23 protein-coding genes and 2 tRNA genes are annotated in these 24735 nt (G+C 41.8%); 2 read left to right on the top strand and 23 right to left on the bottom strand.

Going from position 1 to position 24735, the window contains the following annotated elements; all coding sequences use genetic code 11:
- Window positions 1-47: 47 nt before the first annotated feature.
- The 3 genes from OTG27_RS25305 to spoIIE all read right to left on the bottom strand — a co-directional run bounded on the left by OTG27_RS25305 (window position 48) and on the right by spoIIE (window position 4415).
- The gene (locus tag OTG27_RS25305) at window positions 48-1046 is read right to left on the bottom strand and encodes a protein kinase domain-containing protein (protein ID WP_371748477.1); all 999 of its coding nucleotides are present in this window, start codon (window positions 1044-1046) and stop codon (window positions 48-50) included.
- Window positions 1012-1749 (bottom strand): VWA domain-containing protein, encoded by a 738-nt coding sequence (locus OTG27_RS25300; protein ID WP_034316300.1) that lies wholly within the window; start codon window positions 1747-1749, stop codon window positions 1012-1014. Before OTG27_RS25300 ends, OTG27_RS25305 begins: the two co-directional genes overlap by 35 nt.
- Window positions 1750-1940: 191 nt before the next feature.
- Complete coding sequence (spoIIE, locus tag OTG27_RS25295; protein WP_057276507.1) at window positions 1941-4415, bottom strand: stage II sporulation protein E; 2475 nt, start codon at window positions 4413-4415, stop codon at window positions 1941-1943.
- A 327-nt stretch (window positions 4416-4742) separates the two neighbouring features.
- Between spoIIE and OTG27_RS25290 the strand changes: the two genes are divergently transcribed.
- Together OTG27_RS25290 and OTG27_RS25285 are read left to right on the top strand one after the other, a co-directional pair.
- Window positions 4743-4816, top strand: a tRNA-Met gene (locus OTG27_RS25290).
- 19 nt (window positions 4817-4835) lie between these two features.
- Window positions 4836-4907 (top strand) — tRNA-Glu (locus OTG27_RS25285).
- Between the two features lie 166 nt (window positions 4908-5073).
- On the opposite strand, the gene OTG27_RS25280 is transcribed toward OTG27_RS25285, so the two are convergent.
- From OTG27_RS25280 to OTG27_RS25185, 20 genes are all read right to left on the bottom strand, one after another.
- Window positions 5074-5529 (bottom strand): S1 domain-containing RNA-binding protein, encoded by a 456-nt coding sequence (locus tag OTG27_RS25280; protein WP_034316303.1) that lies wholly within the window; start codon window positions 5527-5529, stop codon window positions 5074-5076.
- Between the two features lie 81 nt (window positions 5530-5610).
- Complete coding sequence (locus OTG27_RS25275) at window positions 5611-5997, bottom strand: FtsB family cell division protein (protein WP_034316305.1); 387 nt, start codon at window positions 5995-5997, stop codon at window positions 5611-5613.
- Window positions 5998-6010: 13 nt separating this feature from the next.
- A complete protein-coding gene (yabQ, locus tag OTG27_RS25270; RefSeq protein WP_063574547.1) occupies window positions 6011-6643 on the bottom strand; it encodes a spore cortex biosynthesis protein YabQ in 633 nt (210 codons plus the stop codon).
- Window positions 6640-6948 (bottom strand): sporulation protein YabP, encoded by a 309-nt coding sequence (gene yabP, locus OTG27_RS25265; RefSeq protein WP_034316308.1) that lies wholly within the window; start codon window positions 6946-6948, stop codon window positions 6640-6642. The genes yabQ and yabP overlap by 4 nt, the downstream gene beginning before the upstream one ends.
- Window positions 6949-7024: 76 nt before the next feature.
- Entirely contained in the window at window positions 7025-7288 is a 264-nt protein-coding gene (locus tag OTG27_RS25260; RefSeq protein ID WP_034316386.1) for an RNA-binding S4 domain-containing protein, read from the bottom strand.
- 23 nt (window positions 7289-7311) lie between these two features.
- Window positions 7312-8784: a bifunctional methyltransferase/pyrophosphohydrolase YabN gene (yabN, locus tag OTG27_RS25255; RefSeq protein WP_268938475.1), complete on the bottom strand. Its 1473-nt coding sequence runs from the start codon at window positions 8782-8784 to the stop codon at window positions 7312-7314.
- A complete protein-coding gene (locus OTG27_RS25250; RefSeq protein WP_268938474.1) occupies window positions 8777-10399 on the bottom strand; it encodes a putative polysaccharide biosynthesis protein in 1623 nt (540 codons plus the stop codon). The genes yabN and OTG27_RS25250 overlap by 8 nt, the downstream gene beginning before the upstream one ends.
- 177 nt (window positions 10400-10576) lie before the next feature.
- Window positions 10577-11113: a stage V sporulation protein T gene (gene spoVT / locus OTG27_RS25245; protein ID WP_268938473.1), complete on the bottom strand. Its 537-nt coding sequence runs from the start codon at window positions 11111-11113 to the stop codon at window positions 10577-10579.
- 188 nt (window positions 11114-11301) lie between these two features.
- Entirely contained in the window at window positions 11302-14838 is a 3537-nt protein-coding gene (mfd, locus tag OTG27_RS25240) for a transcription-repair coupling factor (RefSeq protein ID WP_268938472.1), read from the bottom strand.
- A 155-nt stretch (window positions 14839-14993) separates the two neighbouring features.
- Entirely contained in the window at window positions 14994-15224 is a 231-nt protein-coding gene (gene fin / locus OTG27_RS25235; RefSeq protein ID WP_063574553.1) for an anti-sigma-F factor Fin, read from the bottom strand.
- Window positions 15225-15329: 105 nt separating this feature from the next.
- Window positions 15330-15890 (bottom strand): aminoacyl-tRNA hydrolase, encoded by a 561-nt coding sequence (pth, locus tag OTG27_RS25230; protein ID WP_034316321.1) that lies wholly within the window; start codon window positions 15888-15890, stop codon window positions 15330-15332.
- Between the two features lie 264 nt (window positions 15891-16154).
- The gene (locus tag OTG27_RS25225) at window positions 16155-16793 is read right to left on the bottom strand and encodes a 50S ribosomal protein L25/general stress protein Ctc (RefSeq protein ID WP_268938471.1); all 639 of its coding nucleotides are present in this window, start codon (window positions 16791-16793) and stop codon (window positions 16155-16157) included.
- Between the two features lie 170 nt (window positions 16794-16963).
- On the bottom strand, window positions 16964-17716 hold the full coding sequence (locus OTG27_RS25220; protein WP_063574554.1) for an ATP-binding cassette domain-containing protein: 753 nt from the start codon (window positions 17714-17716) through the stop codon (window positions 16964-16966).
- 13 nt (window positions 17717-17729) lie between these two features.
- Window positions 17730-18503, bottom strand: coding sequence for an aliphatic sulfonate ABC transporter permease SsuC (gene ssuC / locus OTG27_RS25215; protein ID WP_268938470.1), 774 nt, complete (start codon window positions 18501-18503; stop codon window positions 17730-17732).
- Window positions 18478-19644, bottom strand: a complete 1167-nt coding sequence (ssuD, locus tag OTG27_RS25210) for an FMNH2-dependent alkanesulfonate monooxygenase (protein WP_268938469.1) — start codon at window positions 19642-19644, stop codon at window positions 18478-18480. The genes ssuC and ssuD overlap by 26 nt, the downstream gene beginning before the upstream one ends.
- Before the next feature lie 12 nt (window positions 19645-19656).
- Window positions 19657-20637 (bottom strand): sulfonate ABC transporter substrate-binding protein, encoded by a 981-nt coding sequence (locus OTG27_RS25205; protein WP_268938468.1) that lies wholly within the window; start codon window positions 20635-20637, stop codon window positions 19657-19659.
- Window positions 20638-20952: 315 nt separating this feature from the next.
- Entirely contained in the window at window positions 20953-21906 is a 954-nt protein-coding gene (locus tag OTG27_RS25200) for a ribose-phosphate diphosphokinase (RefSeq protein ID WP_034316329.1), read from the bottom strand.
- A 15-nt stretch (window positions 21907-21921) separates the two neighbouring features.
- Window positions 21922-23295: a bifunctional UDP-N-acetylglucosamine diphosphorylase/glucosamine-1-phosphate N-acetyltransferase GlmU gene (gene glmU / locus OTG27_RS25195; protein ID WP_098186206.1), complete on the bottom strand. Its 1374-nt coding sequence runs from the start codon at window positions 23293-23295 to the stop codon at window positions 21922-21924.
- 574 nt (window positions 23296-23869) lie between these two features.
- Entirely contained in the window at window positions 23870-24166 is a 297-nt protein-coding gene (gene spoVG / locus OTG27_RS25190; RefSeq protein WP_034316332.1) for a septation regulator SpoVG, read from the bottom strand.
- Window positions 24167-24356: 190 nt separating this feature from the next.
- On the bottom strand, window positions 24357-24731 hold the full coding sequence (locus OTG27_RS25185; RefSeq protein WP_034316334.1) for a RidA family protein: 375 nt from the start codon (window positions 24729-24731) through the stop codon (window positions 24357-24359).
- Between the last annotated feature and the right edge of the window lie 4 nt (window positions 24732-24735).

Below are 24735 nucleotides of genomic sequence, written 5' to 3'. Positions count from 1 at the left end.
TCATGAAATGGTTTCAACCATTTCATGGCATTCACCTATTAACTATATCATAACAACTGTTCATATATGTAAAGAACATAGAGCATCGATATGATGGCAACCAGCAAAAACGTTTCAAAAAAACCGCCGCTTTTCTTTTTTGATTGGTTTTGGGACCTTCTTGCTTGTCTTGTTGAAGGCTGCACGGTTTGCTGCTGACCCGTCGCTGTCTGGTTCGGGCCCTTTTTCTTCGAATGATTTTGCTTACTCAGCACCGTTACCAGATCCTCCCGCATTTGGATGGCTGAGTCATACTGTCCGCGGAGCGCCTTATCCAACATCTTCCTGTATGGATGCAATTCCTTTTTCTGCTTAATTAAGTCGTTAAGCTGTTTATACCCCTCCCCTTTCTTCTGGAAACGTCCGGGATAGGCAGAATTGATTATAATCATTGCTACAGCGAACAAGTCATATTGCGGATCGGCCTTTCTTGATCCAAGTCCCCAGTACCCCCTGTCAAAAAACTCGGTGAATTCTTTAACAGACCGCCCGATCAAGGTGGTTCCGCCAACATCCACGCACCGTACCTTATAGGCTGGTGATGTCACGATCAAATTCTCGGGTTTCAAATCACCGAAAACCCAACCGTTGGAATGCAAGGCAGACAAGCTTGTTAAGAGCTGAAGCATCAAGACTCCAATCCATGACGACCCTTTCTTATCAATGAAACGCAAAAAATCGTGTCCATGGATATATTCCATGACATAAAAAGGGAGCTGCTTTCCTGTTTTCATGAAATCATCCGCTTCCAAAAAGGAAGGTCCAAGGGTAGACCCCTGGACCTTTGAAAAGGATTTTAGGATATTCATCTCCGAAATAATGGACGTCCCATTATCACTGAGCTTTAAAGCATAATGACGATTTCCGCTTTCAACCAAATAAACGATCCCGTTCGCTCCACACCCCAATTCCTTAATTATTTTGTACTGGTTTTTATTCCATTTTCCAGTGACCAAACTGCCAGGCAGAAGTTTACATTGATTCCTCAAAGTATTGTTCATCATCATGTGATAACAATCCCCTCAATGAACGTTTTTTATTGAAATGAGTTAAAGCTTCACGAATGGCTGGACCTGTCGGAGTGAGTCCCCCTGTACTGAGCTTAGGAAAAGTTGCCGTCAAGGCTTCGAGGTTCGGGGTCCAATCCAGCAACTTTTCAACGTCATTTCTTTTCCCAGGAAATACGAATACGGAAAAACGGCTGTCACCCATCCTTGCATTCATACTAAGGGAAAGATCTAATAAGGAATCTTTTACTGTAGGCAGTTTATGTTTCATGCTTGCACTGGTATCAACAAGAATCAGTACTTCGAGCTTGCTTGTTTCCCCAAGCTCATCGACCACCTCCATCACCTCTCCCCGTTTATCCGGCGGAAGATCCTCCATCGTTTTTGAATCTCCTAGTATTTGTTGAAGTTCGCGATTGATAACTCCCTGTATCGTTTGAGTCATCGCCTTTTGTGTCACCATCTGGACCGTTTGGGACAACTGCTGCGAATAGACTACTTGACTTACGCCACCTCCTGAACCAGCAATCTTCTCGATTTCCTTAAGTCCCTTTTCATCTATCACATCATTTTCCATTACACCTATGACATTGATGGTTATGCCTTGCTCCCTTGCTAATTCAGCCATGGCAGACGGCTCCTCACCATGATTTGAACATCCGTCGGTTATAAGCAAAATCTGTCTTAATGTTCCTGCTTTCATGTTTTGCTCTCCCTTCCTATCAATTTGTTACCATAATTGACTAAAAAAAGGGAAATTATACGCAAAGGACATTACATCAAGTCATATCATGGAGCGTAATGATTGAAAAGAGTTCATCCCTTTACCTTTTATCCTTCTTCCATTTACACCACCTCATTTTGGGTTTTATTTATTTTATATATAAACGGCCCCTACTGGGCCTTTTTGCGTTTTGGGGAAACGGGAATGGATGCCCATTTCGGTGTGTTATGCTTAATTTTCGATGTTACCACTGTCATGTCATCATCTATGATGCCTTTCGTTCGGATGACCTCTTCCAATATTAAATCAGAGATTTCCTGCGGATCGTCAGTTTCCATTTCCTTGATTTTTCGTTTTAGCCAGAACTCGATATTTTCGACATGTGAGGGGCCATCGAACACTCCATCGCTCATCATGATTAATATATCCCCTGCCTTCAGCTCTTCTGATACTACATCAACATCGAAATCCTGGATGATCCCCATAGGGAGGTTACTTGATTCAATTTTTATTATCCTATCCCCCCTTTTAATGAAACTCGGTATCGAACAGATTTTTAAAAACTTAGCCTTTGCGTCCTGAAGATCAATCATTGCCAAATCAAGAGTCGAAAATATTTCATCGGTAGTGCGTAGAGATAATACGGAGTTTACGGATTTAATGGCTATTTTTTCTTCTATTCCCGATTGTAAAAATTTTTGTAGCAGCTTCAATGTTTCTGTACTTTCAAAATGGGCCCTTTCCCCATTTCCCATTCCATCACTGATGGCTATCGCGAATTTGCCGCAGCCAATTTCCATGGTCGTAAAACTATCTCCTGATACAAGCCCTCCCCCCTTGGCAGCATGAGCCACACCCGTTTCGACCGTGAATTTTTTTGCTGACCTAAATATCACCTCACATTGCCCGCTTGGATACGTTGCACACTCTTCTGAATGTACGACTATCGTTTCCCCTAAAATGTCTGAAAGCATAGGTGCAATCAACTTTTCACATTCCCCTCTGCCCTGGCAGTATGGGACACTCATCTCTATATCAACATTTCCTTGTTCTAGACTGTATATTTCCACATGGCCTATGTGCAGGCCAAAATCCTGGATGGCTTCCAAAATGGATTCTTCATGTACATGATGATTCTTCCTTTCCCTTTGAATTTCTTTTGCAAAATCATCCATTACTGCCGAAACGCCCCGCAGTTGATCCGCCACTAGCTTCCTACTTTCCTTCACCTGCCTTTTTAATTTTTGGTTAGCTTCAAAATAAGTGAGCTCCTGTGATATCGCCCCAATCACCTGAGGCCCGCGACTGCAATATTTCCCCCATTCTTTCGAAGTTTTTTGGGGGAGCTGACCATTATTTTCACTTAATTGAAGCATAATTTCCTGCATGCCGTCATAGGTTGTATTAAAGTTCTTGGACCAGCATTGTTCCTTTTTAAAACAAAGCTGGCACGTCTTTTCCGTTACATTACTTAAGAAGTAGTCGAATTCTTTCTCATCTTCCTCCAATCTTCCCCTTTCATCCACTTGGGAAAAGCTATTAGAGAGCGCCTCAAATACATGTGAGAATTGCTCCACCCTTTGAGCGGTGACATCCCTCACTTTTCGGGCATACTGCTGCTGTTCATCAGAATTCTCGACTGTTCCCGGTATATGTTTCGCTATTTTGTTGATGATGGATGACGGTGTCAATATAAATAGGGCCACAGCTATAAGTGATTCATAAAGGGTCACCATAATATTATTGGTGCCCTCACCATATAAACCTATCAGTAATGTAGCAATCAAGAGGCCGCTGGCAACCCCTATCTTCCTTCCCTCCTTCAACAGTCCGCCCAGAAGCCCTGAAAATGCGAGAAGGCTCATTTGATATAGACTGGCAATACTCGCCAAGCTGAATATCAATCCAGTAACAACGCCTACAGTGGAGCCTATGGCGGCCCCTCCCGCCAGCCCGAAGAGGAGGACCAGGTATCGTGAGAATATATGGTCGAGAGATAAATCGTATATCATCCAGCCGATCGTTCCGGTCATCACCGAAGCCAGCAAGATGATGATGCTGACAATTTCCTCCGTCTTTAATGACTGGGACTTTGTCCTAACGGTCAGCATCGGGATGGACTGTATGAAGATTAAAGTTAAAATCATCGCGAGTCCCGCCTCTACCCCTATCATCATCAAGTCGTACAGCTGAATCGTTCGAAATACCAGATATTGCTCGGCCAGGTTGACCAGGAATAGTGAAGCGAAGACGTACATCGACATCGTCTTGAATTGTCCTTCCACGGCGGGCTTCTTGATCTTATGAAATAACAGGAGCAGGAACGCCGATGCAAAGATGACTAAACTATTCGAATAGTGAACGGTCAGCCCACCTGCAATCAATCCGAATAAAGCCAGTGGAGCCCTATCACGTCTCATGAGAAAAACGGCTGCGAAAAACGGAAGTCCAAATGGTGCCAGCTGCGAAAGAATTAGAGCCCTTCCTAATAAAAAACCGATGATTGCTAAAGAGATACCTTTTTTTATGAATATGTCTTCACTCTTCATTTGCAGTTGTTGGATCCAATTGATGGCCCCTGCCTTCGCTTCTTTTAACTGAACATCTCCAAGAGGTTCCATCATAGGTCTTTCCACTTTTTCCATTTCAACACCCCATTCGTATTAGTGATTTTTATTATAAAGAGGGCTTGTCTATTTTTTTGTCAGAATTTTATAAGCGGATAAGAAAAACGTTCGACGAAATTCTTCTTGAATAATCATTTGTATACAGGTTTTTGTGCCATTTTTCCCAATACAGAAACGGGTGTTCTTTTTTTTTTGAAGAAAAGCAAAGTTTTTAGGATATTTTTGCGGAAAATAACCCGAATAAATAATCAGGAAATGGAAACCGACAAACTTTAATATTTTTGTTGACATTTTTTCTTCACGAATGTAAGATATAACTTGTGCTTCAGTAGCACTTACCATTATGGCGGCGTAGCTCAGCTGGCTAGAGCGTACGGTTCATACCCGTGAGGTCGGGGGTTCGATCCCCTCTGCCGCTATCTTTATCATGAAACTTTTGGCCCGTTGGTCAAGCGGTTAAGACACCGCCCTTTCACGGCGGTAACACGGGTTCGAATCCCGTACGGGTCATCAAATACAAAAAGCGCCTCTGCACACTTATATCAGTAAGTGTACAGAGGCGCTTTTTTCATGTCGTACTATAATAAAAGAAGACAAGCCGGCAAGCTTGCCTTTATCTACACTATGAATAATTTCACAGGAAAAGTTGCTAAACTATTATTTTTCAGCAGCAGTTTTATCCGCGTCTTCCTCCTCGACCTCCCCGTTTCGTTTCGGTGCTACGTTTTAGGGTCGTTAAGCGGTCTTCGCTATCTTTTAAGAATTTAGCCATTTTTTGCTCAAAGTTTTCTTTCGGTTGGAAACCATTGCCTTTCGAGCGGAAGTCTTTGGAACGGCTGTCATTCCCTCTACCTTGGCGCGGACGTGGTGTGTATGCAGGTTTTTGCTCAACTTCAGGACGGTCTATCGCTTTTTTTATGGACAAGCCAATCTTGCCATCTTTAACGTTGATGACTTTCACCTCAACTGTATCGCCCACTTTTAAATGATCATTGATATCCTTGACATAGTTATCAGCCACTTCACTGATATGGACAAGACCGGTTGAACCTTGAGGTAGCTCTACAAATGCACCAAAATTAGTTATGCCTGTTACTTTACCTTGTAACTTGCTGCCTACTTCGATTGACATAAAAAAAATGTTCCTCCTTAGAAATGTTAAAAAAATCTCTTCACCCTATATTATAACGAAAGTAAAAAAACAGTGTCAATATTAGTCACTATCTTCCTTCCCTTTTGGAAGGGTAAAAATGATTTCACCTTTTTCAGACAAGAAATAATCCCGTCTTGCTATTTTTGCTATATAGTCGTCATCATTAAGCTTTACGATTTCTTCTTTAAGAAGGGTCTCGTCTTTTTTCAATTCAGCTAACTTTCCCTTCAATTCCTGCTTTTGCTGAACTTTCTCATCCAGTGCAACATTTTGCGTTATGAGGGTGGAAACGGCAAAAATCAAAAAGACAGCGGCGAAAACTGAGTAAAGGGTTAATCTACGCATTAGACCACGCTTCTTTTTTTCTACGGTTTGTACTTTTTTCTCTTGTTGAGCGACGTAGGGATTTTCTATTTTTGCCACTTTCCTTTTACGCAGGCTACTCATTTTTTATCGCTCCTCATTTCTTTTTATTTCTCCATCCATTTAGCGTTCTAAATATAGAATTCTTTATTTTCAATAAAATCCCTTTTCCTTTATTATAAAACTTCCCGACGTTTTTCGTAACAAAAACCGGCAATAAATTCCATATATAAGTCAGAATCCATTTTAATGGTCTCCAGAATATATTCAAAATAAAGAGAAGTATTTTCCCCGCCCATTTTAATAAGGCCAAAACGAACTTACCTATCCCGATGATGATGGCCAATATGGATACTATTACCCATTTTATCGGTAGAAATATCAGCATGTGAACCGAATTCGCTATAAATCTCGCCAACTTTATCACAAGTATTATCAAAAACTCCAAAAAACGTTGATAGAATCCTTTGAAAAGTGCTTGATAAGCTGAAAAACCGCATAATAAGGCCAAAAATAAATAGAAGCGAAACTCTCCCTCATTCACTAAAAACAAAACATAAAAAATAAGGAGACCCTGAATGATCCAGAAAAGGAAGTCATGGATGAATACAATCCACCTTTTCCTTTCTGAACGATTCAGGAACCGGCTATACGTATCCAGGGCAGCTCCAAAGCCACTGCCCATGCCTATCATCGCAAGCAACGTATAAAATTGGATCGTTAAGGTCATTTGAACAACTTGCCAAAGAATCCTTTAGCTTTCTCCCCTGATTGCTCATCTAAATAAACAAGGTCGAAAATCTTTCCCTTAATGGAAACGATGCCTTTATCAACATCCAAATTCTTCATTTGCAAGTTTTGGCCCCGGATAGATAAGAATCCCATTGACGTTTCGAGCAGAAACTCTTCATTATCAAAGCTTTCGACTTGTTTGACACCAGTAATATCAAGTAAACGGCGGCCTTTCATCGTTACATCATGCTCTTGGGTCGTTCCCTTTGTGTAACCAGCATTCGGATCAATATATTGGCTCATTTTATCATCCCTCACAGTACCACTGATTTTGTACAAGTGTATGTCTGTAAGAGTGGAATTAGAACCAAGCCTGTCCTTACTCCTCTGCTAGCTTTTCTTCCTTTACGATGGTATACATATCTGCAGCCGCTTCTTTTTTCGTCGTTTCTTGAATTTTATCGACACGTACCGTAACAAGCTTTTGACCGAATCTTACTGTCAGCTCATCCCCATCTTTCACATTCGAACTTGCTTTGGCCTGTTGTCCGTTAATCGTGATTCTCCCTTTATCCGCAACTTCTTTAGCAAGTGTGCGGCGCTTGATCAATCTTGAAACCTTTAGGAATTTATCCAATCTCATCGACATTCAAATCTCTCCCTTAATTAAAGTCCTTTTGCTTTTGCTTCATCCCAATATGAATCCAATTCTTCCAATGTATAATCCTCAAATTTTTTGTCTGCCCTTTGAATGCACTCTTCTATATATGTAAAACGCTGGTGGAATTTCTGGTTTGCTTTGTAGACGGCTTCTTCCGCTTGTATGTCATAATAACGTGAAATGTTGACAAGCGCAAAAAAGAGGTCGCCCAGCTCTGATTTTATTCTTTCGGTATCCCTGTTCGGACTTAATATTTCCTCTTCCAATTCCTGCACTTCTTCCCTGACCTTCTTCCAGGCTTCGGAAACCTCATCCCAATCAAATCCAACCTTCGCAGCCCTTTTTTGATACTCTTCGGCCCGAAGTAAGTTTGGCAGCGATTTCTCAATACCATCCAGTATGGATTTCAGAGCTTTTGATTCGCCCCCCTTTTCACCTTCTTTGATTTTTTGCCAGTTCACCAATACATCTTCCTCACCGTTCACTTCAACATCTCCGAATACATGAGGGTGGCGCCGAATCATTTTTGCCGTAATGCCTTCAATCACATCATCTATCGTGAACATGCCCTCATCTTCACCGATTTGTGAATGAAGCATCACCTGAAGCAGGACATCCCCAAGTTCACCAACCATACCCTCATCGTCACCTTCATCGATGGAATCAATCAGCTCATATGCTTCTTCTATTAGATATCTCTTCAAGCTTTCATGAGTTTGTTTCTTATCCCACGGACATCCGTCAGGACCTCTAAGTTCTGCGATGACCTGCCGCAGCTTAGAAAACTCCCTATACCGTAAAGCTTCATCTTTAACGGGCGGAACATAAACACTCGTCAAGTTACTTAACTCCATCTGACGGTCGAGTTCGAAGAGGGCGCATTTTGTCACTTTTTCCTGACTGCTGCCTGCCGCAGTTACGATATATACCTCGTAGTCATCCGGTAGCTTTTCCATCAAAGTCAGCTTCACATCGGATGCACTGAATGCGTCATACACCTGTCCGATTATCATATGCTGGGTAATGTGTAAATCATCCGGTGAAAGATCTGTTCCATCCAATAGCTGAAACCCTTCAATTGGATCGATCCTAACAGCCTGAAACAATGGGTCAAGGAAACTTTGCCCGCCTTCGAGCTTAATGGCTATTCCAAGAGCCGTACCCTTTTCAAGCAAAAGCTGTACCGTTTTTTCCGCAACCATCGGATGCCCCGGAACTGCGTATAAAACGGAACGGTTCGAGGCCTCGTCTAATAATGTTTCGGCAATTTCTTCATATACGTCTTCAAATTGGTCGTGCTTTTCATATATCCCGTCAAACGCCGTGAAATTTATTCCTTCCCTTTTCAAATCCCCGATTACCGGATGATCAGCCGTTCTGACATAGCATTGTCCCGTTTGAATCAATTTTTTATAAATCCCTAGTGGAAGCTGCTCTAAATCCCCAGCACCAAGGCCTATTATCGTAATCTCATTCATGATTTCGTATACTCCTATTCGTTATTATTAATCGTTTAAGCTTTGAACCTGCAGGTATAAGTGAAAGTTCTTCTTCACCAAATAAGCCTGCACGAATGGCGGTCATCACAAAAACGGCTGCACCGATCCCTACCCCGGTCAAAGCTTGGACCGTAGCTAACAACCGGCTCTCGCCTGAGGTCATCCATTCGAATAAACAATTGAATAAAACAACCGCCGTACCCATGTACACCGTACTCTTCAAGATTATTACAACATGTCGCTTTTCAATTAATGTCTTTTTGATATGTACTCTCAATACCACATAAAATAATACCGTCATGATCATATACGCAAGTACTGTTGCCGAGGCTGCCCCCGCGATTTTGTAATGTGGCACCAGGACAAGGTTCAAAGCCCACTTGCTGCCCACCCCCACAATCGTGATGATCACCGGCACGAACGAATGACCTAAACTTTGAATCACTGCCGCTTCCGCCATTATGAGGGATGTGAATAAAATCGATAAAGAGAAAATTGCTAAGGTAATCGTCCCTTTAATATCAGTGAACAGCATATGATTGACAGGCTTCATCGTCACCACCAGCCCGATCGCAGCAGCGACCCCGATCGTCGCACTTACACGAAGCGCCAATTTGATCTTATTCAATAATTCAAATTGACTTTTACTCTGAACGAATCCGGATATGACAGGTACTAGCGCCAATGCAAAAGAATTAGCCACGACTGTACCTAGCTGAAGCAAAGGCTGTCCTCGATCATATACCCCTTTCCATTCTTTGGCTTCCCTTTCCCCCATCCCCGTTTCCCTTAGCAGGGAGTACAGGTGCAGTGAATCGACAAACTGAAACAAGATAAGGATCAAACCAGTAATGCAAAAGGCCAACCCTTGGAAAACCAGGGCTTTGGAAATTTTGATGAAATTCACCGGTTTGATTCTCATTCGTAAAAAAAGCTTCCATTCTTCTCTTAAAATAACGAAAGCAATAAGCAGTACCAGGCCAGTAATGCCGCCTGTTATTGAACCGAGGACCGCCCCCTTGCCGACAACGTAATCAGAGTAGCCCTGATGCACAAATATTGTGGAAAGGACCAGTATCGTCAATACCCGGATGCATTGTTCAGCGACCTGCGAACTTGCCGTCGGTAACATGTCGTTTATTCCTTGAAAATAGCCTCTTAATAGAGAAGAAATGGGCATTAATAAATAGGAATAGGCAACGATTCTCAGCAGACCGGCTAAATGCGGATCCTTCATCCATCCTGCAATCCAATCGGCGCCAAGGAATAGTGCAGCAAACATCATGACACTTATCGAACTTAAGACGACGAATGATGTCACCAATATATCCTTGACCGCAAAGTTATTTTTGGAAGACTCCCGTTCTGCAATAAGTTTGGATATGACTACCGGAAAGCCGATTGTCGATAATGTAAAAGCAACCCCGTAGAAGGGATAAACCTGTTGATAGATATAAAACCCGATGTCACCCGCAATGTTCTGATATGGTATGCGATAGGCCGCGCTCAAAACTTTTACGATAATCGCTGCAGCGCTCAAAATCAGCGCACCTCGAAAAAGTTCATTTGATGTTTTATTAGGCTTTTCAGCCATTCTTTTTCCCCTTTTCACTCATATGTGGTAGTTATTATAGCATAATTCTAATGGTTATTTTTCAATCCCATCCATACTGTTAATTATTTTCCATATCCGTTTCTTTTTAGAAAGTGCAAAAAGGACAGCGCGAATGCTGCCCTTTCCATCTTTTAAGATATAAATGCATGTCCAAGGTTACTGTTCCATTTGTCTAGCTAGGAAGCTTGCTGCTGTTTCAACCGATTTCTGTTCCACTTCACCAATGGTGCTGTCCTTAGAGAAAATCAAGACGGCACCAATCGGGTCGCCACTCGCAATGATCGGAGCTGCAGTATAAGATTGGACCTCTTCATCATTGGAATCAACGAATGAAATTTGTCCATTTGGAGACTCCAGGACAGGATTTCTTTCATCCATGATTTTTTCCACTAGGTCACTAACACTTTTGTTTAAGTATTCTTTTTTGGAGCCGCCTGCCACCGCAATGTAAGTATCCCTGTCACAAATCATAACTGGGTTTCCAAGGCTATCATATAGTGCTTCTGCATATTCCCTTGCAAAATCGCCTAATTCACTAATTGGAGAATATTTCTTTAGGATGACTTCACCATCTCTATCCACGAATATTTCCAGTGGATCTCCTTCACGAATACGGAGTGTCCTGCGAATTTCCTTCGGGATGACGACTCTTCCTAAATCATCAATTCGGCGAACGATACCAGTTGCTTTCATCTAATGTTGCCTCACTTTCATCTAATTGATTTGATAAATCCTCATTTTGTAGCAAAAATCATCACCAGCTATTGTACTTAGTATTTTTCTAATGGTAAGTTCTATGCACTTTGAAAAAATTTTTCTTTTTGTTGCATTTTTTTACCATGGTACCTAAAAAAATTTCTTCAAGAGGACAATCATCAATTCTAGTTTTTAGTGGCTTGCGTCTCTTTTTTTACATACTGTAACCCCTTGGCCATCTCAAATAAGATATTGAGCCATTTGCTTTGTTCCACGCCTTTTATGTGCAGGACCAGCTTCATTCGATTGCCGTCCATGCCGAAGCCCACCATACGGCCATACTTCGATCCCAGCTCGAACACTTTTTGTCCATCGACATCGCTGCTGACCTTTTCCCTAAGGAGAATGCTGATTTCCTGCTTTAATTGTTTAATGCTTTCAATTCCGGCCTTTTCAGCATATACCTTCATTTCGGCAATCATGAATAAATAGGAAACCTCTTCTGGATACTCTCCGAAACGATCGATCATTTCATCCTGTAATTCTTCCACTTCTTCAAGCGAAGCAATTCCTCTGAACCTTTTATACATTTCTATTTTCTGATGTCCATCCATTATGTAGGCATCAGGGATATAAGCATCCACTTCAACATCAATTTCCAGTGTGTTCTTCTCTTCAGCTGGTTGGTCATTACGTTTCGCATCCACCGCTTCTTTCAGCATTTGTGAATACAGATCAAAACCAACCGAATCGATGAAGCCATGTTGTTGAGCCCCTAGAATGTTTCCAGCTCCCCTGATGGATAAATCACGCATCGCGATTTTGAACCCTGAACCCAATTCTGTAAATTCCTTAATGGATTGAAGACGCTTTTCTGCCACTTCCGTCAACACTTTATCTTTCCTATAAGTGAAGAATGCATATGCCACCCGATTGGATCGACCTACACGGCCACGCAGCTGATAGAGCTGTGAAAGTCCCATTCTATCCGCTTCATTCACGATAAGCGTATTTACATTCGGGATATCAACACCCGTTTCTATAATGGTTGTACTTACCAAAACATCATATTCGCCTTCCAAAAAGCCGAACATGACGGCTTCCAGTTCTTGCTCTGTCATTTGCCCATGAGCATAGGTAACACGGGCATCGGGCACAAGCATGGAAATTTCTTCTGCTTTTCTTGCTATATCCTCTACCCGATTGTAAAGGAAATAAACCTGACCGCCCCTGGCCAATTCCCGTTCTATCGCTTCCGTTACCAATGAGCCATTATACTCCATGACATAAGTTTGGATCGGAAACCGGTTCTCAGGCGGAGTTTCGATGACGGACAGATCCCTCACGCCCAACATCGACATATGAAGGGTCCTCGGAATCGGTGTGGCAGTCAAAGTCAGTACATCCACATTAGTTTTTAACCGTTTGATCTTTTCCTTATGTGTAACGCCAAAGCGCTGTTCTTCATCAATGATAAGCAATCCCAAATCGCGGTACACGATATCTTTGGATAAAATCCTATGCGTGCCAACCACAATATCCACCGTGCCGGCCTTCAATCCTTTTATCGTTTCCGTTTGCTGCTTTTTAGTCCGGAAGCGGCTCATATGGCCAATCGAAATCGGATAATCCTGAAAACGCTCCCTTAATGTTTCATAATGCTGCTGGGCAAGGATTGTGGTCGGAACTAGAAACGCAACCTGCTTCCCATCCATTATGGCTTTAAAAGCGGCCCGGATCGCCACCTCTGTCTTCCCATAACCAACATCGCCGCATAATAAACGATCCATCGGCCGTTCCCGTTCCATATCCTTTTTGATTTCGACTATGGAACGTAATTGATCTTCCGTTTCGTTATAAGCGAATGATGTTTCGAATTCCCTCTGCATATCACCATCAGGTGAAAAGGCATAGCCCTTTGCCGCTTCTCTTTCTGCGTATAACTTGATTAAATCATCGGCAATGTTCTCAACGGATGATTGAACCTTGCTTTTGACACGTTTCCATTCCGTACCGCCTAGCTTATAAAGCTTCGGCTCTTTTCCTTCAGAACCGACATATTTTTGGACAAGGTCAATTTGGTCGACAGGAACATACAATTTGTCATCCGCTTGATAACGAATATTCAGGTAATCTTTATGGACCCCATTTATTGTAAGGGTTTCAATACCCAAGTATTTACCGATACCGTGGTTAACATGAACGACATAGTCACCGATCTTCAGTTCGGAATAACTCTTGATTCGTTCTGCATTCGATAGTTTCTGTCTCCGTACCGATTTCTTTGACTTCTTATTAAACAATTCCGTTTCCGTGATGATACTGAATTTTTGCATAGGCAATTCAAAGCCGCTGTTCAGGCTGCCGCGTAAAATCTGTACTTTACCTGGAAGGATGCTGTCAGCATTAAACAGTTCTGCTGCCTCTATATCATAGTCGGCTAAAACCGAATGCAGCTTTTTTACCCGTTCTTCATCCTGTCCAAGTATGACGACTGTATATTTTCCTTTTTTCCAACGTTCCAGTTCAGCTTTGAACACATTCATCTGTCCATGGAAATTTTGCATTTGTTTACTGGCAAAATTCAGGATATTCTGAGGATTCGTATGCGGTACATGCCGTAAAAACAATGAAAGGTATACAAACGGCCTGCTGGATTTCATTATTAATTCTTGCATGGGATGAGCCAATTTCATGTCATGGATAATTTGTCCCTGACTTAAAAGGTCCGTGTACCAACCAGCCTCTTCCTTTTCCAAAGAATCATTGATTTCCTGGATTCTACTGATTTCATCTAAGAAAACCAAACCATTTACCGGTAAATAATCTATTAAACTAGCTGGATCTTCATACGCTAAACTTAAGTATTTAAAGATTTTGTCGGGTATATCCCCCATTTTCAGCTGTTCAAGTTCATAACTGATCGTTTGGACCAGCTGTTCCTTGGTTTTCTCGTCCTTAAGTTTCTTCAAGCTTTTACTTAATCCGCTCTCGAGCTTAGTTATGATTCTTTCGATATGCTCCGTCTCTAGCAAAGCCTCACTGACGGGACCGATCGTCACTTTCTTGAGTTTTTCGATGGATCGCTGATCTTCACTTGAAAAAGTCCTTATTGAATCTATTTCGGTATCGAATAATTCAATTCGTATTGGATTAGGTTCGGTAATCGGGTAAATATCGATGATACCGCCCCTGATACTGAATTCACCTGGAGAAGCAACCATTTCAGACCGGTTATAACCCATGGCAATGAATTTATTAAGCGTTGGTTCAAGCTCGATGTCTTCCCCTAGATTAAAGATAAGCTGATGCCTCTTCCAAATATCCTTTGGAGGAAGCACACGACGCACCCCAGGAATCGGGGCAATGACAATCCCTTTCTTTCCCTCTGCCCAAAAATTCAATGCCTCAACACGTTGGGCCCTTAATTCCGGGCTTGCAACACTCAAATCAGCCGCAATCAATTCATTGGCTGGATATATATATAATTCTTCCTCAGGAATGAAACTTGATAAGTCCTCATGGAATTTTTGTGCTTGCAATAAATTATGGGTAACCAATAAAATAGGCCTATTCGTCTTTTCATATACGGAAGCCAGCAATAGCGATCTCGAGGAACCTGTGAGACCAGAGACGATTTGCTCCTTAAGCCCTTCATCGATGCCGGCTATTAACGAATGAACATCATCTTGTTTGGAGAACAAGTTCTGCAATCCATTCATTTTCTTTCCCCCCCTCTCTTTAACGTGCGAAAAAACATTTGCTGTATTTGAACTTGGCCATCACCAAGATCCTCTTTATTAACGGCAACTTTTATTGCCCTGGTATTCCAGACAAACGGAAAAATGCTTTGGATTTTGTCCAAAGCCCTCTCCCGCTAATGAATAATATAATCGTTTTCATATAAATCAGGGTTTCTTTGCAGCGTTTCATGGCAATCTTCACATATCGCCCTTACATGCATATCCCCTTCAGAATCATAAACGATCATCTCTTGTCGCTCTTCATCGGTAAGTTGATTAAAACCTAACTGCTCCGTACTCAGTGAGTGTGCCTCGATTGAGCCCAGCTTAGTTCCGCAATGTCGGCATCGATAATGGAGAGCCATTTGGTAACCCCCTATTTTTGTAATAGTGTTAGTATGTACAAAAGTAGAGGGTTTTTATTCAGCGAAACAGGAAGATATTATTCTTTACTTATATCTACTCTCTGCTTATTGGTTATATTCGTTCATGACCTGTATAAATGGTTTTTCCAACCAGGCTTCACATGAAGCTGCGCTTTTTTCGATCGTTGCTCCGACATGATCCCATTCTTCAGGCGAAAAACGCCCTAATACATAGTCAGATACCGGAATGCGGCCAATCGGGCGGCCAATGCCTATTCTGATTCGATTGAATTCCTGTGTACCCAAATGGGCAATTGAAGATTTTATCCCGTTATGACCGCCTGCACTTCCTTTTTGACGAAGGCGAAGCTTTCCTGGAGGCAAATCAAGGTCATCATATATTATGACCACATCCGCGATATCCACCTTAAAGAAATGCATGACAGCCGAAATGGATTCTCCTGACAAATTCATATAGGTTAAAGGTTTAAGCAATAAAACTTTTTCTCCCTTTACCATTCCTGAACCATATATCCCCTTATGTTTTGCTTGATCAAGAGGGATCGACCATCTCCTGGATAACTCATCTATTACTTCAAATCCGACGTTATGCCGGGTTTTTTCATATTGTTTACCGGGGTTCCCTAACCCTACAATAATTTTCATGATTCACACTCCGTCATTACGGTTATTTAGGGAGTTACACTGGGACGAAGTTTTTCCAAGATCCATCGACCTTAGAAAAATAGTACCCTAATTTCAAGCTGGACTGCAAGCGACCGGAGAACTAATTAGGTAAAATCCAAATTAAAGGATTCCATTACGAAAAAAAATCTGTCCGATTTAAATGGATGCATCCAGAGATTGAAAAGACGTAACTCGTTAAGAGCTACGCCTATTATATCATGATTCACTTGTTTAATCCCGGCATCATGACTCTGGTGATGCCTTGGTTTCCCTGCCTTCTTCATTTTCAGGGATACCGCCATCCTGCTGTTCACCTGTACTTATTTCCTCTTCCTGGCGAGGAGCCAAAACAGATGCAACAACTTCTTCACCATCGTGGCCGATTGTAACTTGCTTATTCGTTTGGATATCGGATATGTAGATTGTATCCCCTACCTGAAGTTCGGTAACGTCAACATCGATGGAGTCAGGAATGTCATTAGGTTTAGCCGTGACCGTCACTTCATGAAGAGACTGCTGGAGGACCCCACCGTCTTTCACGCCTTTACACACACCGACAAGATTGATGCGAACTTGTGCCTGTAATTGAGCGGACATATCCACAATTAAAAAGTCTGCATGATAAATGGAGTTCTTTATTGGATCCTTTTGATAATCGGAGAGCATGACTTCATAACTCTTACCTTCCAAGTCCAAAGAAATGATCCCATTACGGCCTATTTCCTTGATTGTCTTTTGAAGCTCGATATTATTGACGGAAATGGCCGTACTGTCATTTTTATTGCCATATACTATCGCTGGGATTTCGCCGCTTTCCCTCAAATTCCTTAAATTAGAGTGTTTTGAATCCGTACGTTCTTTTGCAGCTAATATATTACTCATACATCCTCCGCCTTCCTAATATGAATTACAAGTTTCTCTATATTTAACATTTCCCTAAATGGTGAATCATTAAACATGGAAGGTAAAATCCGCTGGGAGCAAGAAGGCGATAAACATATGGTAAACTTAGGAATTCCCTGCAAAATCTTTTTTCATTCTTTTTCTCTAATTCAAGCGTGAATCGCTTTTTTTTCCATTTCCCCCTCAACTTGCATCACTCGGTCAAGGATTTGGGCTGCTAGTGATGAGTATTGAATACTATCCTTTTTCCGTGGTCTCGGCAGATTGATTTCCTTATTCATGACGACTTTGCCTTCTTCGATTAATATGACACGGTCGGCAAGCATTACAGCTTCTTCAACATCATGTGTAACGAGTAAGGCAGTAAAGTCCCTTTTTCTCCATAGTTCTTCAATCAGCCTTTGCATGCCAATCCTCGTTAAAGCATCCAATGCCCCTAGCGGCTCATCCAAGAGGAGAATGTCAGGTTGGTTCACCAAGGCCCTCGCTAATGCAACCCTTTGTTTTTGCCCCCCAGATAAAACGGACGGCCAATCATTTGCTCGATCTGCAAGGCCCACTTGCTCCAGTAATTCCATAGCGTTTGACTTCCAATCCCCTTTCAAGCCTACGCCAATATTTTGAAGGATTTTTTTCCAAGGAAAAAGCCTGCCATCCTGAAACATCGTACGTGATGATTTATTTAGCCCATTCAATGGTTTTCCATTCACCAGTATCTGCCCGCCCGTCGGCCTTTCCAGTCCTGCCACAAGACGAAGCAAGGTGCTCTTTCCACATCCACTCTTACCGACAATGGCTATGAATTCTCCCTTTTTAAATGTCAGGTCCAGCCCCTTTAATACTTCAAACTCCCCAAAATCCTTTCTTACACCCTGCAACTCCAACGAATTACCATTTTTCATGTTAATGACCTCCTCATTGGTATGACGGATGCCATTTTAAGCATCTTTTTTCAATTAATTTGGCCGCAATGTCCGATATTTTGCCTAATAAGGCATATAAGAGAATACTAAGAACAACAATATCCATCCTCATGAATTCACGGGCATTCATAGCCATATATCCAATTCCGGAATTAGCGGATATTGTTTCTGCGACGATTAATGTGACCCACATGATTCCAAGGGAGAAGCGGATACCCACCAAAATGGATGGAAAGGCCGCAGGGAGAATCACATTGCAGAATAAAGAAAAACCACTTAACCCATAAACCCTCGCCGCTTCGATTAATCCCTTATCCACCGATTTCACACCATGAAATGTATTTAAATAGATAGGAAATAGAACCCCTAAAGCGACAAGGAAGATTTTCGCTTCTTCTTCTATACCAAACCATAGAATCACGAGCGGTATTAAAGCTAAATGCGGAATATTACGCAACATCTGAAGCGAGGTATCGAATAAGGTTTCAGCAATGGATGATAATCCATTTAATAAACCTAGTACAAAACCAATGATTCCGCCTATTAAAAAGCCGATGAAGGCTCGCTGAGCACTGATACCGATATAATCAATAAGTTCACCCGTCCCCAATAAAGCGACACCTGCTTGAAACACTTCAGTCGGGGCAGGCAATATCCGATCCGATAAAATTCCCCACAAGGACAGCAGCTGCCAAGTTACCAAAAGGAGAATGGGCACAATCCATGATATGAGGTACAAACTATTGAACTTTTTGTTTAACTTCATCTTCAATTTCACTTCCTTTTGTAGGGTAGTGGTCATTAGCCAATATTTCCCCGAATGGGCTCGTAGCTTTTGAAACGGGTCCTTGCAGCCTTTCAACAGGGAGTAAGGGGAATAATAATTCCGCAACTCTATACGCTTCTTCAAGATGAGGATATCCAGATAAAACAAAGGATTCTATTCCGATTTCTTCATATTCCTTCATTCTGGCAGCAACATTTTCTGCACTCCCTACTAGTGCCGTACCGGCGCCCCCGCGCACTAGACCAACACCCGCCCATAAGTTTGGACTGATTTCGAGTGAATCCCTGCTTCCTTTATGAAGTTGCGACATCCTCTTCTGACCCACTGAATCAAATCGTTCAAAAATCTTTTGTGAATTTTCAATCATTTCATCATCCACATATTTAATGAGTTCGTCCGCCGCCTGCCAAGCTTCTTCTTCCGTTTCTCTTACAATGACATGCATTCGTATGCCAAATCTGACCTCACGTCCATATTCTGCTGCCTTTTTACGCACCTTTTCAATTTTCTCAGCCACTTGCACCACGGGCTCACCCCAAGTCAAGTACACATCTATATGCTTTCCTGATATATCGATGGCCGGGTCGGAAGATCCTCCGAAATAGAGTGGTGGATACGGTTTTTGTACAGGCGGCAACAGGATATTCCCGCCCTCAACCTTTAGGTGCTTCCCTTCAAAGTCCACTCTATCCCCGGACATTTCCTTTCTCCAGATATCAAGGAATTCATCTGTTTGCCCATACCGTTCCTTATGATTCAGAAATACGCCATCACCTGCCAATTCGACCGGGTCCCCCCCAGTTACAACATTGATCAAAAGACGGCCATTCGACAACCTGTCGAAGCTTGAAGCCATACGCGCAGCCAAGGTTGGCGACATTAAACCTGGACGGATAGCAACTAAAAATTTCATTCTTTCCGTTGCAGAAATCAATGAAGAACCAACTACCCAAGCATCCTCACAGGATCGTCCCGTTGGAAGCAAAGCCCCTTCAAATCCCAAATGATCAACCGCCTGTGCAATTTGTTTTAAATAAGGAAGTGTAATCGCTCTCCCTCCCTTTGTCGATCCTAAATAGCGACTTTCCCCATGTGATGGCAAAAACCAAAATACTTTCATTTTATTTCCCCCTTATTTTTTATTAACATCTGCAGATGCATCTAGAACATTAATTTTGCTTGGAATTAATTTAAGATTGTAAAATGTATCGGCAATATTTTGTTGATCATCCAAAACCGTACTGGAAATCTCCTCAAGTCCGTATTCTTTTCTATTTAATGTTTTTTCCAATGCCTCCACACTCATTCCAATTTCCGGAGATAAAAACTCAGCCACATCGCTTGGGTTTTCTTCAATCCATTTATCAACTTTTATCAGTTCTTCTTTGATGATCTTCAACGCCTCTTCATTCCCGGCAAATGAATCAGTTGCCAAGAAGAATTCCCGATTCGCAACCAGTCCTTCTCCATCCCGGATCGTTTTCGTTTCAAGCTCCAATTCCGCCGCTGATAAAAATGGATCCCATATTACCCAGGCATCGATTTGGTTTCCTTCAAAAGCAGCCCTCGCATCAGCCGGTGGCAAGTAGACGGGCTGAATGTCATCAAGAGTAAGACCTGCTTCCTCTAACGCTTTGACCAATAGGTAATGAACATTTGAACCTTTATTCAAGCCAACCTTTTTTCCCTTTAACTCTTTCACATTTTTAATGGGTGAATCCTTTTGGACGACTATAGCCTCTCCTGATGGGTTTGCCGGTTGATTTGCAATATAGACAAGTGGTGCCTTGGCTGCTTGTGCAAATATCGGCGGCGCCTCCCCTGTATGCCCAAAATCAATGCTGCCGACATTCAAGGCTTCAAGCAGCTGAGGTCCTGCAGGGAATTCAGTCCAATCGACGGTATATCCCACTTCTTTTAAACGTGTTTCCAGATCCCCTTTTGATTTTAAAATATTTAATGTCCCGAATTTTTGATAACCGATTTGGATGGTCTTATCCGATTCTTTTGCATCAGCACTTGTGGAGCTTTTCTTTTCCTGCCCGCATGCACTCACTATCAGCATGATGATGCTGAAGAAGGACAGCAGCCATATCTTTCGTTTTTTCTTCATATTCTGCACACCCTTCTTAAACTTTTTATATAAAAATAAAAGGCTCCTTTCCTTCACCAATTGGACAATAGGGCAAAATGATGCCTAATGTTCAATGGTAAGTGAAAAGGAGCCTTCGGTAGTCCGATCGGCATTAACCAGTATGCACTTGCATAGTACAGTTTTTCATTCCATGAAGATGAATTGTATTTTGTATGGTTATTTTATTATTACTATTCTCATCTGTCAACTAAGAATTAAATATTTTCTGAAACTTTTAAACGAAAACACGGCGAGCCCGAAAGGCCCGCCGTGTTTCGTTTTTTTATTTGGTTATCAATCGAATAATGTACTGACTGATTGTTCCTCATGCACACGAATGATTGCCTCTGCAATCAAAGGTGCTACAGAAAGACCGACAATTTTATCGATTTTCTTATCTTCGGATAGGGCAATCGAGTTAGTCACGACCAATTCCTTGATCGTTGAATTTTGAATCCTTTCGATGGCAGGTCCTGAAAGGACTGGGTGTGTACAACAAGCGTACACTGCTTTAGCACCATTCTCCACAAGGGCATTGGCCGCTAATGTAATCGTTCCTGCAGTATCGATGATGTCATCAATCAGTATTGCTGTCTTCCCTTCAATATTACCAATGATGTTCATGACTTCAGCCACGTTCGGTCTTGGGCGGCGTTTATCGATAATGGCGATCGGTGCTTTTAGGCGATCGGCCATTTTACGGGCACGTGTTACACCACCATGATCCGGGGAAACGATGACGATATCACTTAAATCTTTTTCCTTGAAGAAATCAGCTAAAATCGGAACGGCAACAAGGTGATCGATCAGAATATCGAAGAAACCTTGAATTTGAGGTGCGTGAAGATCTAATGTGATTACACGGTGGGCACCAGCCGTTTCTAAAAGATTTGCGACAAGTTTAGCTGTAATTGGTTCACGCGCACGCGCTTTACGATCTTGGCGGGCATAACCGTAATATGGCATTACAATATTGATCGTTTTAGCTGAAGCACGTTTAAGAGCATCGATCATAATTAAAAGTTCCATTAAATTTTCATTGACTGGTTGGCTTGTTGATTGGATTACGAATACATCACAGCCACGGATACTTTCTTCAATATTAATTTGAACTTCACCGTCACTGAAACTTGTTACACTACATTTTCCAAGTTCAACACCGATTGCTGCAGCAATTTCCTGAGCTAAATCGAAGTTTGAATTTAAAGAGAATACTTTTAAATTAGGATCTAAATACTGATTTGACATGATGACCTCCGTCGGTTATTTATTAAATTTCAAATTCTTGACATAATCTTCTTTGTTAACTTGACGAGCCCGGGCAACGGATAGGGCTTGCTGCGGTACATCTTGCGTGATGGTTGAACCAGCAGCTACATATGCCCCTTCTCCTACTGTCACAGGTGCAACCAGATTAGAATTGCAGCCTATGAAGACATTGTCTTCAATCTTCGTCAAATATTTATTTTTCCCGTCGTAATTCACGGTAATAGATCCACAGCCTATATTAACATTCTCCCCAACCTCTGCATCACCAATATAACTCAAATGTGAGGCCTTGCTTCCTTTGCCAAAAACGGTTTTTTTGATTTCGACAAAATTACCGATCTTAACGGAATCCTTAATATCTGATTGAGGTCTAACATGTGCGAATGGACCGATTTTAACAAAACTTCCAATACTGCTTTCGTGCACAACCGATTGGAGGACTTCCGTTCCATCACCAATTTCACAATTACTGATTTCCGTATTCGGGCCAATCAAGCAGTCCTGCCCGATGATACTTTTTCCTTTAATGAATGACCCAGGGTTAATGACTGTATCCTGTCCGATTTGCACATCCGCTTCAATGAAAGTTGTAAGCGGGTCGATGATCGTTACACCGTTCCTCATATGCTTTTCATTGATGCGTTTCCGTAAAATTTGCTCAGCCTGCGATAAAGCCACGCGGTCATTCACACCCAATGTCTCCTCGAATTCACTGGATTGGAAAGCCGTAACCACTTCGCCTTCTTCTTTTAAGATTTCAATAACATCCGGTAAGTAATATTCTCCCTGGACATTTTCATTCGAAACCTTTTTCAGCGCGCTGAATAATGCTTGGTTGTCGAAGCAATATGTACCGGTATTTATTTCCTTAACATATCTTTCTTCTTCCGAAGCATCCTTATGCTCGACGATCTTTTCTACAAGTCCGCCTTCACCGCGAAGGACCCTTCCATAGCCAGCAGGGTTATCTGCATATGCTGTTAAGATTGTTGCTTTCGCCTGACTTTGCTCATGCAAGGCTATAAGCTCTTTCATTGTTTCCGCTTTAATCAGAGGCGTATCACCGCAAATAACAAGGGTCGTGCCACTTCTTGCGGATAAAACGCTTTCCGCTTGCATTACAGCATGTGCCGTACCTAATTGCTGTTCTTGTAAGGCATACTTGCATGAATCACCAAGTTGCTCTTGAACCTTTTCAGCACCATGGCCGATGACTGTTACAATATCTTCTATTTGAAGTTGATTGACTTGATCGATAACATGTTGTACCATTGGTTTCCCGCAAACAGGGTGCAAAACCTTATAAAGCTTAGATTTCATCCTAGTACCTTGCCCAGCGGCCAATATTATTGCATAGCGATTACTCATAACAGGCCTCCATTTTCACCTTTTTATCCACTAAAAATATTATCTCAAATAGTGATTCTTTTCAAGGTAACAATTAAAAGTACATATAATTGTCAACCAATCGGGTGAAAAATTTCCGTTATCCGACAGCTTACAAATGCCAGCATTGGACCTTGGGGCATTATTTGGCATCATGAAATGAATGATATATGCCCGGTCAATGTACAGAAACATGTTTCCTCCCCTTTATCCCAAAACACCGCCGCGACCGCGCCATGCCTATGTACAAGCCATCTGGCAGCACTGCACCCGTTGTCTACTCCCATTCCGAGATCAGGTTACCGATTCAGGTCATTAGAGAGATCCCCTTACAGAAATTTCAATTTCCGTTGAACAAAAAGGTTTTAAAAATAAAAAGGATGGGTACTTAAACTTTAGATAACACGTAAGTTTTACAATTCATTTAAGCAAATGTGTATGATAAGCGGATAAGTTCTAAACTTATCTGTTTTTGAATAAATAAAAAAGAGCACTACTTATGAAGTAGGCTCTAGATGCACGACTTATAAATTTAAAGTTTAAAAGTAAGGTTATTTTAAGAAGCACCTGCTCCAGCTTCCTCTAATTCAGTTTCAAGTTCTCCCAATCGATGATATTCTGTCAAGACAGCTTCTTGAATTTTCCCGCGTGTCGAGGAATTGATTGGATGAGCGATATCCCGGAATTCTCCATCTGGAGTTCGTTTACTTGGCATTGCTACAAATAAACCATTGTTTCCGTCGATCACACGAATATCATGAACCACAAATTCATTATCCAGTGTAATTGATGCGATAGCTCTCATACGACCATCCGTATTCACACGGCGTAATCTTACGTCAGTTACTTCCATTTAAGCTCACCATCCCTTTTTGTTGTTGTTAAAACTTAAAGTACATATTCAACAAAAAAACGTGAACTCCTTCTATTATCTGTAATTTTTTTAGAAAATTCAGCCTAGTTTTTAAAAATATTAAAAATCACCCATATATTGCAGGATAATTACCCATTACGAATGCCCTGAAAAATAAAAAAACGCCCGTTTATTTAACGAGCGCTACCACTTCTATTTCCACTAGTGCATCTTTAGGAAGGCGAGCAACCTCGACACAAGAGCGGGCAGGTTTGTGAGCAGAAAAGTATTCTCCGTATATTTCATTAATCGAACCGAAATCGTCCATACTTTTAATGAATACTGTAGCCTTAATGACAGTTTCCAATGAAGCCCCGGCTTCTTTCAATACAGCTTGGAGATTCTTAAAGACCTGGTGTGTTTGTTCCTTGACATCCCCTGTCACCATCTCACCAGAAGCAGTAAGCGGGATCTGTCCCGAACTGAAAAATAACGTATCCACGATCACGCCTTGTGAATATGGTCCGATCGCTGCCGGTGCTTCATCCGTATGTATCGTTTTCATGAAA

It is taken from the genome of Peribacillus sp. AS_2, from assembly GCF_026891895.1.
Classification (GTDB): domain Bacteria; phylum Bacillota; class Bacilli; order Bacillales; family DSM-1321; genus Peribacillus; species Peribacillus frigoritolerans.
Note: the sequence above shows the minus strand (reverse complement) of the source record. Positions and strands in the feature narration are given on the sequence as shown.